Annotated in this window: 14 protein-coding genes; 6 read left to right on the top strand and 8 right to left on the bottom strand. The window is 66.3% G+C overall.

What is annotated here, in order from left to right; translation table 11 throughout:
- Positions 1-63: 63 nt before the first annotated feature.
- Positions 64-510 carry an Lrp/AsnC family transcriptional regulator gene (locus SLQ33_RS26180; RefSeq protein WP_319456805.1) on the bottom strand — a complete coding sequence of 149 codons (447 nt, stop codon included), beginning with the start codon at positions 508-510 and terminating at the stop codon, positions 64-66.
- A 124-nt stretch (positions 511-634) separates the two neighbouring features.
- Between SLQ33_RS26180 and ddaH the strand changes: the two genes are divergently transcribed.
- The 4 genes from ddaH to SLQ33_RS26160 are packed head-to-tail and all read left to right on the top strand — an operon-like array spanning position 635 to position 5,232.
- On the top strand, positions 635-1,513 hold the full coding sequence (gene ddaH / locus SLQ33_RS26175) for a dimethylargininase (protein WP_319456804.1): 879 nt from the start codon (positions 635-637) through the stop codon (positions 1,511-1,513).
- Positions 1,510-2,781, top strand: a complete 1,272-nt coding sequence (gene rocD, locus SLQ33_RS26170; protein WP_319456803.1) for an ornithine--oxo-acid transaminase — start codon at positions 1,510-1,512, stop codon at positions 2,779-2,781. The genes ddaH and rocD overlap by 4 nt, the downstream gene beginning before the upstream one ends.
- A 19-nt stretch (positions 2,782-2,800) precedes the next feature.
- On the top strand, positions 2,801-4,354 hold the full coding sequence (locus SLQ33_RS26165) for an amino acid permease (RefSeq protein WP_319456802.1): 1,554 nt from the start codon (positions 2,801-2,803) through the stop codon (positions 4,352-4,354).
- Entirely contained in the window at positions 4,351-5,232 is an 882-nt protein-coding gene (locus tag SLQ33_RS26160; protein ID WP_319456801.1) for a universal stress protein, read from the top strand. The genes SLQ33_RS26165 and SLQ33_RS26160 overlap by 4 nt, the downstream gene beginning before the upstream one ends.
- On the opposite strand, the gene SLQ33_RS26155 is transcribed toward SLQ33_RS26160, so the two are convergent.
- The 5 genes from SLQ33_RS26155 to SLQ33_RS26135 all read right to left on the bottom strand — a co-directional run bounded on the left by SLQ33_RS26155 (position 5,229) and on the right by SLQ33_RS26135 (position 10,687).
- Positions 5,229-5,945, bottom strand: a complete 717-nt coding sequence (locus SLQ33_RS26155) for a dienelactone hydrolase family protein (protein WP_319456800.1) — start codon at positions 5,943-5,945, stop codon at positions 5,229-5,231. The two genes, SLQ33_RS26160 and SLQ33_RS26155, sit on opposite strands and share 4 nt — an antisense overlap.
- A 61-nt stretch (positions 5,946-6,006) precedes the next feature.
- Positions 6,007-6,861: a mycofactocin-coupled SDR family oxidoreductase gene (locus SLQ33_RS26150; protein WP_319456799.1), complete on the bottom strand. Its 855-nt coding sequence runs from the start codon at positions 6,859-6,861 to the stop codon at positions 6,007-6,009.
- A 149-nt stretch (positions 6,862-7,010) separates the two neighbouring features.
- Positions 7,011-8,258 carry an arginine deiminase gene (gene arcA / locus SLQ33_RS26145; protein ID WP_319456798.1) on the bottom strand — a complete coding sequence of 416 codons (1,248 nt, stop codon included), beginning with the start codon at positions 8,256-8,258 and terminating at the stop codon, positions 7,011-7,013.
- Between the two features lie 17 nt (positions 8,259-8,275).
- Positions 8,276-9,724 carry a basic amino acid/polyamine antiporter gene (locus SLQ33_RS26140; protein ID WP_319456797.1) on the bottom strand — a complete coding sequence of 483 codons (1,449 nt, stop codon included), beginning with the start codon at positions 9,722-9,724 and terminating at the stop codon, positions 8,276-8,278.
- 117 nt (positions 9,725-9,841) lie between these two features.
- Positions 9,842-10,687: an SHOCT domain-containing protein gene (locus tag SLQ33_RS26135; protein ID WP_319456796.1), complete on the bottom strand. Its 846-nt coding sequence runs from the start codon at positions 10,685-10,687 to the stop codon at positions 9,842-9,844.
- Positions 10,688-10,802: 115 nt separating this feature from the next.
- On the opposite strand from SLQ33_RS26135, the gene SLQ33_RS26130 reads away from it, so the two are divergent.
- A complete protein-coding gene (locus tag SLQ33_RS26130) occupies positions 10,803-12,200 on the top strand; it encodes an MFS transporter (protein ID WP_319456795.1) in 1,398 nt (465 codons plus the stop codon).
- Positions 12,201-12,218: 18 nt separating this feature from the next.
- Here the strand turns inward: SLQ33_RS26130 and SLQ33_RS26125 are convergent, their stop codons facing one another.
- The gene (locus SLQ33_RS26125) at positions 12,219-12,986 is read right to left on the bottom strand and encodes a PP2C family protein-serine/threonine phosphatase (RefSeq protein ID WP_319456794.1); all 768 of its coding nucleotides are present in this window, start codon (positions 12,984-12,986) and stop codon (positions 12,219-12,221) included.
- 96 nt (positions 12,987-13,082) lie between these two features.
- Here SLQ33_RS26125 and SLQ33_RS26120 point away from each other — a divergent pair, with 96 nt between their 5' ends.
- Positions 13,083-13,499: a hypothetical protein gene (locus tag SLQ33_RS26120; protein WP_319456793.1), complete on the top strand. Its 417-nt coding sequence runs from the start codon at positions 13,083-13,085 to the stop codon at positions 13,497-13,499.
- Between the two features lie 70 nt (positions 13,500-13,569).
- On the opposite strand, the gene tuf is transcribed toward SLQ33_RS26120, so the two are convergent.
- Positions 13,570-14,760 (bottom strand): elongation factor Tu, encoded by a 1,191-nt coding sequence (tuf, locus tag SLQ33_RS26115; protein ID WP_319456792.1) that lies wholly within the window; start codon positions 14,758-14,760, stop codon positions 13,570-13,572.
- Positions 14,761-14,786: the final 26 nt, after the last annotated feature.

Here is a 14,786-nt window from a genome sequence, read left to right as displayed (position 1 = left end):
CCGAAGGTCCGCCACCCTGCGGTTGGGCCGCTCAGGCCACTCTCTTCTTCGCGCAAGCGCTCATCAGCCCCGCATCCGGTCGATGATGTTGGTGAGCACCACGATGCTTTCGCTGCGCTCGACGTCAGCGGCCGCCCGGATGCGCTCCAGCGCCTCCTCCAGGTGGCGCATGTCGCGGGCGAGCACGTGCAGCATCGCGTCCGCGGTGCCGGTGACGGTGGCCGCGCTGACCACTTCCGGGATGTCGACCCACGCCTTTCGCAGCTCGTCGGGCGCGACGGTGCCGTGGCGGAACACCTGCACGTAGGCCTCGGTGTTCCAGCCGAGCGCGTTGCGGTCGATCACGGTGGTGAAGCCACGGATGACGCCGTTGTCGAGCATGCGGTCGACACGGCGTTTGACCGCTGGAGCGGACAGGTTCACGCGCTGGCCGATCTCGGCGAACGTGGCCCTGGCGTGCTCCGCCAGCTCGGCCAGAATCCGCTCGTCCGTCTCGTCCAACCGGTCCATTTCGCACTCCCGTCAGTCGTCACGCAAGAAATCGCCGCAATTCTACGCTTCACACAATGGATCAAGGCTAGACACGCAATGAGTGGTGATTGATTGCGTGAACGCCACTCCATATCGTTGATTCATGACGATTTCAGATCTCGCCGCTCGCGCGGTGCCGGCCACCCCGGAATTTGATGTCGCCGCAACGACGCAGCGATCCCGTTCAGCCCGACTCCGCCACTACGCCATGACCGCTCCCGCGCACTTCACCGTCGAGTACGCGATCAACCCCTGGATGGACACGTCCACCCCGGTCGACACCGCCGTCGCCGTTCGCCAGTGGGAGCGTCTGCGCGACGCGTACCGGTCGCTTGGCCACAACGTCGAGCTCGTCGAGCCCGTCGCCGGGCTTCCCGACATGGTGTACGCCGCCAACGGTGGACTGATCGTCGACGGCAAGGCCGTCGTCGCACGCTTCGCCTACCCGCAACGAGCACCCGAGGCAATCGCCTACGCGCAGTGGATGACCGACCACGGCTTCGAGCCGCTGCACACCAAGCACGTCAACGAGGGCCAGGGCGACCTGTTGGTGATCGGTTCAACGGTGTTGGCCGGCTACGGCTTTCGCACCGAACTCGCCGCACACGACGAGGTGGCCAAGCTACTCGGGATGCCGGTGGTGAGCCTCGAGCTCGTCGATCCGCGCTTCTATCACCTCGACACCGCGTTGGCTGTGCTCGACGACGACACCGTCGCCTACTACCCGCCTGCGTTCAGCGCCGACGCCCGCGCGCGGCTGCAGCAGCTCTTCCCCGACGCCATCGAGGTCGCCACTGCCGACGCCTACGTGCTCGGGCTCAACGCTGTCTCCGACGGTCTGCACGTCGTGCTCCCCGCGGCGGCCACCGGCTTTGCCAAGCAATTGACCGAGGCCGGTTTCGAACCGATCGGCGTCGACCTGTCCGAGCTGCTCAAGGGTGGCGGATCCGTCAAATGCTGCACGCTGGAGGTGTATAGGTGACCATTCTGGATACCGTGACGGCTCCTTCGGACTCCGCAGTGGGGTCGTCCACCGCGGCGGCCATCGCGGTGGACGACCGCTTCGCCGCGCACAACTACTCCCCGCTGCCGGTCGTCGCTGCCTCCGCCGAGGGCGTCTGGATCACCGACGTCGAGGGCCGCCGCTACCTGGATTGCCTGGCCGCCTACTCGGCGGTGAACTTCGGACACCGCAATCCGGAGATCGCCGCGACGGCGCACGCGCAACTCGACACCGTCACGCTGGTGAGCCGCGCCTTCCACTCCGACCGACTTGGTCCGTTCTGCGCCGCACTGGCGGCGCTCTGCGGCAAGGACATGGTGCTGCCGATGAACAGCGGCGCCGAGGCCGTCGAGAGTGGACTCAAGGTCGCGCGCAAGTGGGGCACCGACGTCAAGGGCGTGCCCGAGGGGCAGTCCAACATCGTCGTGGCGCGCAACAACTTCCACGGTCGTACCACCACGATCATCAGCTTCTCCGACGACGAGACCGCACGCCGTGGCTTCGGTCCCTACACCCCGGGCTTCCGCTCGGTGCCATTCGGGGATGCCGACGCATTGGCGGCGGCCATCGACGAGCACACCGTGGCCGTGCTGCTCGAACCCATCCAGGGTGAGGCGGGCGTCATCGTGCCGCCCGACGACTTCCTCCCCCGCGTTCGCGCACTGTGCACCGAGCGCAACGTGCTGATGATCGCCGACGAGATCCAGTCCGGGCTCGCGCGCACGGGCCGGACGTTCGCCTGCGAGCACTGGGGCGTCGTGCCCGACGTCTATCTGCTCGGCAAGGCCCTCGGCGGAGGCGTGGTCCCGCTGTCGGCGGTGGTGGCCAACCGCGACGTGCTCGGGGTCCTGCACCCCGGTGAGCACGGCTCGACGTTCGGCGGCAATCCGCTGGCCGCAGCCATCGGGACCACTGTCGTGGCGATGCTTCAGCGCGGCGAATACCAAACCCGCTCAACCGAACTCGGTCGTCACCTGCACGACCGGCTGCGAGGGCTGATTGGGCACGGCGTGCTGGCCGTGCGCGGGCTGGGCCTCTGGGCCGGTGTCGACATCGACCCGAGCTTCGGTTCAGGCAAGCAACTCAGCTTGCGCCTGGCCGAGCGCGGTGTTCTCGTTAAGGACACCCACGGTTCAACACTGCGATTCGCCCCACCCATCGTGATCACCGAGGAGGAGATCGACTGGGCCGTCGATCAGTTCGCCGCAGTACTGACCGACGCGCTTACCCACCCCACCCACGCCTGAGTCTGCCTGAGGAGGCACCATGGCATCTCCCTCACCGACGGTGAACCTGCCCGAACAAATGCTGCGCCGCCGCCCCGTCATTGGCGCAGCTGTCGCGCACGGCGCCGACGACCACCTGAAGCGGACGATCGGGGTGTTCCAGCTGACGATGTTCGGCGTCGGCGCCACCGTCGGCACCGGCATCTTCTTCGTCCTGCAGGACGCGGTGCCGATCGCCGGTCCCTCGGTCGTCGTTTCGTTCATCATCGCGGGCATCGCGGCCGGCCTCGCCGCGATCTGTTACGCCGAAATGGCCTCGGCAGTCCCGGTTTCCGGCTCGACGTACTCGTACGCCTACACCACACTCGGCGAGTTCGTCGCCATGGGCGTCGCAGCGTGCCTGCTGCTCGAGTACGGCGTGTCCACCGCCGCTGTCGCCGTCGGGTGGAGCCAGTACCTGAACAAGTTGTTCGCCAACGTCTTCAACGGTTGGCAGCTGCCGGACCAGATCATCGCGGCGCCATGGGACGAGGTCGCGGAAGGCCACGTGCAGGGCTGGATCAACCTGCCCGCCGTCGTTCTGGTGGTGCTGTGCGCGCTGCTCTTGATCCGCGGTGCCAGTGAGTCCGCGGTGGTGAACACCGTCATGGTGGTCATCAAGCTCGGCGTGCTGGGACTGTTCGCGATCATCGCGTTCACCGCCTTCAACGCAGACCACTTCGCGAACTTCGCGCCGTTCGGCGTCGCCGCCATCGGGGCGGCGGCTGGGACGATCTTCTTCTCCTTCATAGGCTTGGACGCGGTATCCACCGCGGGCGACGAAGTGAAGGACCCGCAGAAAACCATGCCGCGGGCCATCATTGCGGCCCTGCTGATCGTGACCGGCGTCTACGTCCTGGTGGCCATCGCTGCCATCGGCGCGCAGAAGTGGGAGATGTTCGACGGTCAGGCCGCCGGGCTTGCCCAGATCCTCGACGACGTCACCGGAGGCACCGGGTGGAGCACGGTGCTGGCCGCGGGCGCGGTGATCTCGATCTTCTCGGTCACTCTGGTCACGATGTACGGCCAGACCCGCATCCTGTTCGCGATGGGGCGCGACGGCCTGCTGCCGTCGATGTTCGCCAAGGTGAACCCCAAGAGCATGACGCCGGTGAACAACACCATCATCGTCGCCGTCGTGGTCAGTCTGCTGGCCGCGTTCATCCCGTTGGACAAGTTGATCGACATGGTCTCGATCGGCACGCTGACCGCGTTCATCGTGGTGTCGATCGGCGTCGTCATCCTGCGGGTGCGCGAGCCCAATCTGCCGCGCGGGTTCAAGGTGCCGTTCTACTACATCATTCGGACGAGCAGTAGCAACATCCACATCCCGATCGTCCCGATCCTGTCAGTGCTGGCATGTGGCTACATTCTCATCAGCCTGCACTGGTACACCTGGATCGCGTTCAGCGCGTGGGTGTTTGTCGTGTGGGCGTTCTACTTACTCTGGGGTCGGCACCACAGCGCACTCAACGACGGCGGCGACGGCATCATCACCTCCGCCGCACCGGGAGTCGAGGACGTCGAGATCATCACGCCGAAGGACAAGCCGTGACCGTCATCGTCGGGTACCTCGCCGGGAAGGCAGGCATCTCCGCGCTGCACCTCGGGGTGGAAGCGGCGCGGACGCTGAAGACGTCGCTCGCGGTCGTCACCGTGGTGCCCAAGCCGTGGTCCACGCCGTCGCCCGCCCGAATCGATGCCGAGTACGCCCAGTACGCCGACCGGGTCGCGGCCGACTCGGCAACGCAGGCCAAGCAGTGCATCGCATCGTTGGCCCCCGACCTCGAGGTCAGTTTCCACAAGTACGCCCACCGTTCGGCGGCCGGCGGGCTCTTGGACGCCGTGGAAGAACTGAAAGCCGAAGCGCTGGTGCTGGGTTCGGCTGCGGACGGCAGCCTCGGACAGGTCGTCGTCGGGTCGACGGCCGACCGGCTGCTGCACTCGGCGCCGGTGCCGCTGGCGATCAGCCCACGTGGTTACCGCGGGTCGAAGTCGCACGGGCTGACCCGGATCACCTGCGCCTACCCGGGTACCGAGGACTCAACCCACGTTGTCGAACGCGTAGCCGAATTGGCCGCGCAGCTCGAGGTCCCCATGCGCGTGATCACGTTCGCGGTGCGGGGCCGCACCATGTACCCGCCGGAGGTCGGCCTGGATGCCGAGAGCACCATCCTGCAGTCGTGGGCCAGCGCATCCCGAGAGGCGTTGGCGGCCTTGAAGACCAACGGCGTCGTCGGTAGCGACGTGGTGCTGCAGGTGGTCACGGGCAACGGCTGGGATCAGGCGCTCGACGCGGCGGAGTGGCTCGATGGTGAACTGCTTGCGCTTGGCACGTCGCCCCAGGGCGCGATCGCGCGAGTGTTCCTCGGCTCCAAGGGCACCAAGATCGTGCGGCACAGCCCCGTGCCGGTGCTCGTGCTCCCCAACTAGCCGAACGTCTCCCGGAGGAAGTCGAGGAGGCTCTCCCACGCGCGTCGGGCCGTAGCCTCGTCGTACTGGATGCCCCGCTCCGGCGCATTGGCGAATGGCGCCATGAACGCGTGCAGCGCGTGGCCGTACGCGTGCAGCTGCCAGTCGGCCCCGCGCTCGGTCAACTCCGTGGCGAGCGCCAGCATCTCGTGCGGCGGCGCGAAGGGGTCGTCCCAGCCGTGGAAGATGGTGATCTTGGCGGAGATCGGCGTCGTGGGCGGCTGCGGGAGGGGGGTAACGATGCCGTGGAAGCTGGCGACCGCCGCCAGGTGCGTGCCGTGTCGCGCCAAATCCAACATGCAGAGGCCGCCGAAGCAGAATCCGATGGCCGCCATCGCGTCGCGCCGGACTCCTTCCAGGTTCGTGAGGATGTCGACGACGCCAATGAGCCTGTCCCGCATGGTGTCCCGAACCGCGATCAGCTGCGTCATGGCGGCGGCGCAGGCGTCGGCGCCCGCGAGTGTGGCGGCGCGCCCGAACAGGTCGACGGCGACGGCTCGGTAGCCCAGCGCGGCGAGCCGGTGACAGAACTCGAGCTGCGCGTCGCTGCGGCCCTCCATGCCGTGAAACACCAGCACCGTCGGTGCGTTCGCATCTTCGGCAGACACGATGACGCCTGCGAAGTCGATTCCGTCGTGGGTGTAGTCGAACGGCAACGCGGTCGGTGAGGTCATGTCGCGAACGTACCCAGCGGGCGTGTGTCTGCGATACGCCGTTCGCTCTGCGCTTAGCTCGTCAGTACTTCGCGGTGCCGCGGTCCACCGCGATCTGCGACCCGGATATCGTCGCCGACCCGTCGCTTGCCAACCAGGCCACCACGTCCGAAACCTCTTCGGGAGTCATGAATTCCTGCAGGCCCTTCTTGCCGTCGTGATTGACGGGCTTGTACGGCATCGGGGCGAAGCTGTGCAGGAAGCTCGGCCACTTTCCGAAGACGTCCATCATGGCTTCCTTCTCGACCATCGGCGTGTCGATCGAGTACGGGTGAATCGAGTTGACCCGAATCCCGAACTCCCCCACCTCGATTGCCAACGCGTTGGTGATCGCGACGAGGCCGTGCTTGGACGCCGAGTAGTGCCCGTTGCCGGGGGTGGCCTTCGTGCCGGCGGACGAACTCACGATGATGATCGATCCGCCGTTGCCCGCTTCGATCATCGCGGGGACGGCAGCCCGCACGGTGCGCCACGTGCCGTTGAGGTTGACGTCGATGACGCTGTCCCACTGCTCTTCTGACATCTCGAACATCCTGCCCCAGCTGAGGATGCCTGCGTTGGCGACCACGATGTCGAGCCGACCGAACTGTTCGACACCGTCGGCCACCACCTGCTGCTGCGCGGCGAGGTCGCGGATGTCCACCTCGCGCGCGAGCACCTTGCGGCCCGTCTCCTCGACCAGTCGCACCGTTTCCGCCAGGTCTTCCGACGTGGGCATCGGATAGGTGACGGTGTCCGTGACGGGGCCGCAGATGTCGATGGCGATGATGTCGGCGCCGTCGGCGGCCAGCCGCACCGCGTGCGCGCGACCCTGACCGCGCGCGGCCCCGGTGATGAATGCCACCCGTCCCTCGAGCGGTGCGTTGCCTGCCGCCATTGCCAGTCCTTTCGTCAACCAGGGCTCAGGTTAGCAGCCGAACTGGAACGTGTTCTAGAAACCCCAACCCCCTGGTCGCCGAGCCTGCGGGGAGATCCAGAATCGTCGCGGAATCGCGATCTCTGAGCAGTCTCGGCGCGCGCACAGGTTCAGTAGTCCACCGCATCGCGGATGATCGGGCACGTCATGCAGTGTCCGCCGCCGCGGCCGCGACCAAGCTCGGCACCGACGATGGTGATGACCTCGATGCCGGCCTTGCGCAGCAGCGAGTTGGTGTGGGTGTTGCGGTCGTAGGCGAACACCACGCCCGGCTCGACGGCGACGAGGTTGTTGCCGCTGTCCCACTGCTGGCGCTCCGAATCGTATGCGTTGCCACCAGTTTCGACGATCCGGAGCTTGTCCAGGTCAAGTGCGGCTGCCACCACCTCGACGAACGGTTTGGACTCCTCGACGACCTCGACGCCGAGCGCGCGATCGGTGGGCAGCAGGGTGAACGTCTGAACCGCGTCGATGATGTCCGGGTAGAGCGTCACCACGTCGCGATCGGCGAAGGTGAAGACGGTATCGAGGTGCATGGCCGCGCGGAGTTTGGGCATCCCCGCGACGATCACCTTCTCCGCGGCGCCCTCCGCGAACAGCTTGGCAGCGACCTGTGTGATGGCCTGCCGCGACGTGCGTTCGCTCATCCCGATGACGACGACGCCGTTGCCCGGCACCAGGACGTCGCCACCCTCGATGGTCGCCAGCCCCCAGGACTCCTCTGGGTCGCCCCACCACACCGTCGATCCCACATAGTCCGGGTGGAACTCGTAGATCGCCTTCATCAGTAGCGTCTCGTCGTGGCGGGCGGGCCAGTACAGCGGGTTGAGCGTCACCCCGCCGTAGATCCAGCAGGTGGTATCCCGGGTATAGAGGGTGTTCGGCAGCGGTGGCATCAGGTATTCGGTGACGCCGCGGGCCTCGCGCGCCAGAGCCCGGTACGACGATCTGAGTTCGTTGGGCAGATCGCGTACCGACATTCCGCCGATCAGCAACTCGGTGAGTCTGCGCGGTTCCAGCGAATCCAGGAAGGCGCGCGTGTCGTCGACGAGCCCAAGACCGACTTCGTTGGCCACGATCTTGCGGTCCAGCAGCCAGTCCTTGGCCGCGGGCATCGCCATGGTGTCGGCCAGTACGTCGTGCAGTTCCACGACGTCGACCCCCCGGTCGCGCATCTTGTCCATGAAGTCGAAGTGGTCGCGTCGCGCGTTTTGCACCCACAACACGTCGTCGAACAGCAGGTCGTCACAGTTGGTGGGCGTGAGCCGCTCGTGCGCGAGGCCGGGCGAACACACCAACACCTTTCGCAGCTTTCCCACCTCGGAGTGCACGCCGTATGCGGCGGACGGGTTCGTCATGTCATGCCTTTCACTCGCTAGATCTCGATCGCCCCGGTCACCAGGGAGACGATCCCGGCGATCGCACCCGCAACGATGATCGCGAACAGCACCGCTTCGGCAGGACGGAACAACCGAAGGTTGCGTTCCCGGCGCGCGATCACGTACAGGATCGCCCCTGGGGCGTACAGGATGCAGGACAACAGCAGCTTGTCCGGGCCCGCCGCAAAGATGAGAAACAGGGTGTAGAACGTCGCTACCGCCGCGACGAGCATGTCGGGGACGACGGACTTGCCTGTCTCGTAAGTCTCGCGCGTCGCGGTCAGCTTCAGCATGTAGGCCGCAGCCAACAGATACGGGATCAGCGACAGCGCAGCCGTCAGGTCCAACATGAAATCGAGCGCGTCCGAAGCGAATATCAGCACGATCAGCAACACCTGGATCAGACCTGCGGCCATCACCAGTGCCGCGACCGGCGCGCCGTTTCGGTTGGTGCGCGCGAGGAAACGCGGCATGTCGTCGGTCTTGGCGGGGATGTAGAGAATCTCGGCCGACATCAGCGTCCACGCCAGGTAGGCGCCGAGCACCGAGAGCACGACGCCGACCCTGATGAAGACCGATCCCCAATCCCCGACGACGGATTCCAGCACCGACGCCATCGACGGCTGCTGCACGCCTGCGAGCTCGTCCTTCGGAAGGACGCCGTAGGACAGCAACGTCACGAGTGCGAAAACGCTGAGCACACTGAGGAACCCGATGATGGTGGCGCGTCCGACGTCTTCACGTTTGCGGGCGAACCGCGAATAGACGCTGGCGCCCTCGATGCCCAGGAACACGAACACGGTGATGAGCATGGTGCCCTTGGCCTGCTCGAAGACCGACGAGAACGTGCGGTCGTCACCACCCCAGAAGTTGTCCGCGAACATGTCGGCCTTGAACGCGATGGCCGCAATCACGATGAAGACCAGGATGGGAACGACTTTGGCGACCGTGGCGATGCGGTTGATGACGGCCGCCTCCTTGACGCCGCGCATGATCAGGTAGACGAAGAGCCACACCCCGACCGACGAGACGATGACGGCGATGACCGTGTCCCCGGCCCCGAGCGCGGGGAACAGTGCGCTCGTCGTCGTCATGATCACGACCCAGTACGACGTGTTCCCGGCACACGCGGACGCCCAGAACCCGAAGGCGGAGTTGAAGCCGACGTAGTCTCCGAAACCGGCCTTGGCGTAAGCGAAGATCCCGGCGTCCAGGTCGGGTTTGCGAGTCGCTAGCCGCTGAAAGACGAAGGCGAGCATCAACATTCCGGCACCGGCGATGGTCCAGGCGATGATCGCGCCCAACACGCCGGTCTCGGTGCCGAACCGCCTCGGCAGCAGGAACACTCCGGAGCCGATCATCGACCCGATGACCATTGCGGTCAGCGTCGGGAGGCTGACCTTCCCGCTCGCGGGATCGGCAGATGCTTCGGTCGTGCTGGTCATCAATCGGCTCCGGCTTCCTCAAGGAAACGATTCGGCGATCTTGAATCCAGTGAAAAACCCTAGCCGACCGACGGCGTCGACCTGCCGTTGTTGAGGAATTGGTCAGCCGTTGGCCAGCTACAGACCGGCGAGGATCTGCTGGCGCTTGGCGGTGTACTCCTCCTCCGAGACCGCCCCCGTGGCCCGCAACGTCTCCAACTCCTGCAGTCGTTGTGAGACCGACGGCTGGGGTGCCGCGGCGGGATAACCCACCGGCGCGGCGGGCTGCGACAGCGGCGGCGCCGACGGAGCTTGGCCCTGGCCCTGCTGGCTGGCGGCTCGGCGCGCCACGTTCATCACCTGTTGACGCACAACCGGATTGGACCGGATGTCGATGGTCCCGTCCATCGGCACGCCGTTGGCCTTGAGGATGTGCATGATCTCCATCAGCGGCCCGACCTGACCGGACAGGTCGTAGGTTCTGCCGTCCTCGGCGAGCGTGAACTGTGCGGGCACCATGCCACTGATCAAGGCGCTTCGCGTCCAGTCGATTTGGTACTGGTTGGTCGCCGGGTCGACCAGCACGACGACGCTGCCACGGGACAGGATCGGCATACGCGTCACCTGGGCCAGCACCGAATCTTCGGTGTCGAACGGGGTGATCCCAGGTCCTTCGACGCGGAGCCTCAACTTCACCAGGGGCACGTCGTTGATCCTGGTCCCCGTCTCCCCCATCCCCATGATGCGGCCCACCGCCAGCACGCCGCTGGCTTCGAGCGCCTCCGTCTTGGCGGCCGACTTGGCGCCGAGGTTCGCCCACACCACCGCAACGATCACGTCGATGATCGTGATGGCCAGGCCCAACCAGAAGAACATCTCGCCGACGACGGGTAGCCCGGCCAGCCCGATCACCAGGAATATCGGACCGACGATGCCACCGAACAGAAATACGAACAGCTGACACTTGAGGTAACGCATCAACATTTGCCCGACTCCTCGGCTAGTAGCGGCGATTTGACCGTCAGACTAGCGCCAACCCGCCCAATTTGATCGAGTTGTCCACCTGTGTGGCAGCTGCCAACACGCGTATCGTCGGTCCGTGCCCGCGCCGTCGAGCACCGCGTATCCACGCGGCATCCTCGCTGCCATCTCGACGGCCCTGTTCTGCGTGCAAATCGACTACTTCGCGATGAACCTGGCGTTGCCAAGGATGGCCGCCGACCTCGGTAGCGACGCCACCGACCTGCAATGGGTGATCAGCATCTACATGCTGGTGCTCGGCGCGTTCATGGTGCCCGCTGGACGCATCGGAGACATCTTCGGGCGCAAGCGCGCACTCCTCATCGGGATCGCGTTGTTCGGCATCGCCTCGGCGATGTGCGCGCTGGCCACGTCGGCGGAAGCAGTCATCGCCTTCCGCGCCGTCCAGGGCCTGGGAGCGGCGTTGATCTTCCCGGTCTCGGTCAGCGTGCTGACCAACGCGCTGCCCGCCGCCCGCGCCGGCCACGCGATCGGGCTGGCCTACGGCATCGCGGGGCTCGGCAACGCGGCCGGGCCGCTCGTCGGCGGGCTGCTCACCGAGACGGTGGGGTGGCGCTGGATCTTCTGGCTCAACGTTCCCTTGACGGTGCTGGCGCTCGCACTCGGCATCCGCTGCATCACCGAATCCTCGGACGAGGAGGCACCTCGCCGAATCGACATGGCGGGGCTGGCGCTCATCACGTTCGGAATCGGGCTGTTCACAATCACTTTCGATCGGGCACCCAGTTGGGGTTGGCTGTCCCCGTCAACCGTCGGCGCGTTCGTCGCCGCATTACTGCTACTGGCCGCGTTCGTGTTAGTCGAACGCCGGGTGCGTTACCCGCTGGTCGAACTGGCGTTGCTGCGCGACGCGCGGTTCAGCGTCCTGGTGCTCGCAGGCACCATCGCCAACATCGCGTACGGAGTGACGATCTTTCTGTCGACGATGTACCTGCAGGAGGTCCGTGGGCTGGACCCACTCATGGCGGGCTTGGCGTTCCTGGGCCCGTCGGCGGGCGCTGCGCTCGGTGGCGCGCTCTCGGGTCGGCTCGCCGCTAGGGCGTCACCGGTCCTCGTCATGGGGTTCACCACGATGCTCGCTGCGGTGTCGCTAGCGGCACTCTCGGCGTCCAACGGCTGGGTGGCGTATCTGCCCGCACTGACCGCGTGTGGGTTCACGATGGGCTTGGTCTACGCGTTCACGACGGTGGCGACCCAGGCCGTCGTGCGGCCCGAGCGGGCCGGCGAGGCAGCAGGCATCGCGTTGACGGCGCTGGTCACCATGGCGGGTGTCGGCGTCGCCGCGTCGAGCACCGTCCTCGAGGTGCTGCAGTCCACGGGCATGGGCGCGGGCGCGGCGATCGACGCAATCCTGGCCGTGTTGGCCGGACTGCTCTTGCCCGCGGGCGCGGTGGTGCTCGTCATCGCACGCCGTCGTGCCGCGACCGAGTCGCCGAACGCAGCTGGGCAGCCGTAGTCGGAAGGGCTGACGCCGTCAGTGAATTCGGCCAACGGGTGGCCCTTGCGGCGGAGCCGGAGAGTCGAGGCCCGGGACGTCGACGATGACGAAGGAGAAGTTGTCCTCCGCCCCGTTGGCCCGCGTGGCCGCGACGACGTTGGCCGCACATTGGGCCAGGTCGGCCCCCGAAAACGCGGCCCTCAGGTCGGCTTCGGTCAGCATCCCACTGACACCGTCCGAGCACAGCAAGTACGTGCCCGCCTGCAACGGCAGCGTGGTGACGTGGGTTTGGACGGGCCCGGGTTGACCGAGCGACTGCGTGATGACGTTGGTCGGGTTGCCGGCCGCGTCGAGCACCGCGTCGTCACGCGAAAGCTGTTGCGGCCAACCGCCGGTGATCGAGTACACCCGACTGTCGCCGACGTTGAAGACGATGATCGCCTCCGTGGTGACGCACAGGCCGGCGACCGTGGTACCCAGTCCCTCGAGATCGGTCTGAGCGCCGACGCCGCGGACCTGGTCGTTGGCGTAGGAGATCGTTGCCGACACGTCGTCCACGGTGCGCCACCCCGGCGACCGCTCGGCGATCACGTTCAGCGCCGTCCTGCTGGCGGTGTTTCCCCCGGCGTGGCCACCCATGCCGTCGGCGACCACGCAGACGAACGGGTCCGTCGACTCGAAATCCATTGTGACGACCGCACCTTCGTGCGTCTGACACAGCCAGCCCGCCACCAGGACGGCGTCTTCGTTGCGCTTTCTGCGCAGCCCGACGTCGGTGAAGGCAACCAACCGCACGCGACTCACCGGCCGCCACATTTCATCGCATCCGCCACGACACCTCCTGCTGGTGCAGTCCATCTTTGCGTATGGCTGCCCTAGTGTGGGGGTACCTTCAAAGAAATGCCGAAGCCGCTCAGCCCCGAGAAACTCGACGCACTGCTCGCCGGGGGCAAGACCTACGGCTCGGTGCTGGTCGTGCGGGCCGTCCAGGTGACCGAGGACTCCAGCTGGACGACGGAGCAAGGCGACGAACTCAACGCCCACGCCGGCGACTGGTGGGTCATCGACGGTGACGACAGGTGGTCGGTGACGGCGGGCGTGTTCGCCGCGACCTACGAACCCGTCGGCGACGAGGGGTTCCGCAAGACCGCGACGGTGACCGCGGTCCAGCTCGACGAACCGTTCGCCGTCGACACGCTCGAAGGGGTCGCCACCGGCGTCCCAGGCGATTGGCTGGTGCGCAACCAGACCGGCGAATGCTGGCCCGTGCCGGCAGCCGTATTTGCGAGACGCTACCGGCTCGCGACGCAAACCTGAGCTGGCGAATCGAAAACGAAAGCGGCGCCCACCCTTTCGGGTGAGCGCCGCTCTTCGGCTGGTACTTAGATCACTTGATGATCTTGGTGACGCGACCCGCGCCGACGGTCTTGCCGCCCTCGCGGATGGCGAAGCGCAGACCCTCGTCCATGGCGACGGACTGGATCAGCTTGACCGAGATGTCGACGTTGTCGCCGGGCATCACCATGTCGGTGCCGTCCGGCAGCGTCACGACACCGGTCACGTCCGTGGTGCGGAAGTAGAACTGCGGACGGTAGTTCGTGAAGAACGGCTTGTGACGACCGCCCTCTTCCTTGGACAGGATGTAGACGCTGCCCTCGAACTCGGTGTGCGGCGTGGTGGTGCCGGGCTTCACGACGACCTGGCCGCGCTCGACGTCCTCACGCTTCACACCGCGGATCAGCAGACCGACGTTGTCGCCCGCCTGACCCTCGTCGAGCAGCTTGCGGAACATCTCGACACCGGTGACCGTGGTCTTGGTGATCGTGGGCCGGATGCCGACGATCTCGACGTCCTCGTTGACCTTGACGATGCCACGCTCGACACGACCGGTGACCACGGTGCCGCGGCCGGTGATCGTGAAGACGTCCTCGACGGGCATGAGGAACGGCTTCTCGGTCTCGCGAACCGGATCCGGGATCGACTCGTCGACCGCGTCCATCAGGTCCTCGACGGACTTGACCCACTTCGGGTCACCCTCGAGCGCCTTGAGCGCCGACACCTGGATGACGGGCGCGTCCTCGTCGAATTCCTGAGCGGCCAGCAGTTCGCGAACCTCGAGCTCGACGAGCTCCAGGAGCTCCTCGTCGTCGACCGCGTCCGACTTGTTCAGTGCGACCAGGATGTAGGGCACGCCGACCTGGCGGGCGAGCAGCACGTGCTCACGCGTCTGCGGCATCGGGCCGTCGGTGGCGGCCACCACGAGGATGGCGCCGTCCATCTGAGCCGCACCGGTGATCATGTTCTTGATGTAGTCGGCGTGGCCGGGGGCGTCCACGTGCGCGTAGTGACGCTTCTCGGTCTGGTACTCGACGTGCGAGATGTTGATCGTGATACCGCGCTCACGCTCCTCGGGAGCGTTGTCGATCTGATCGAACGCCCGCGACTCGTTCAACGTCGGGTACTTGTCGTGCAGAACCTTGGTGATGGCCGCCGTAAGAGTGGTCTTGCCATGGTCAACGTGACCGATGGTCCCGATGTTCACGTGCGGCTTGGTCCGCTGGAACTTCTCCTTCGCCACTTCTGTGTCCTCCTGGACTGTGTTGG

Source organism: Mycobacterium sp. RTGN6, from assembly GCF_033804605.1.
GTDB lineage: Bacteria > Actinomycetota > Actinomycetes > Mycobacteriales > Mycobacteriaceae > Mycobacterium.
The sequence above is the reverse complement of the archived record's forward strand: the minus strand, read 5'-3'. Positions and strand labels throughout refer to the sequence as shown.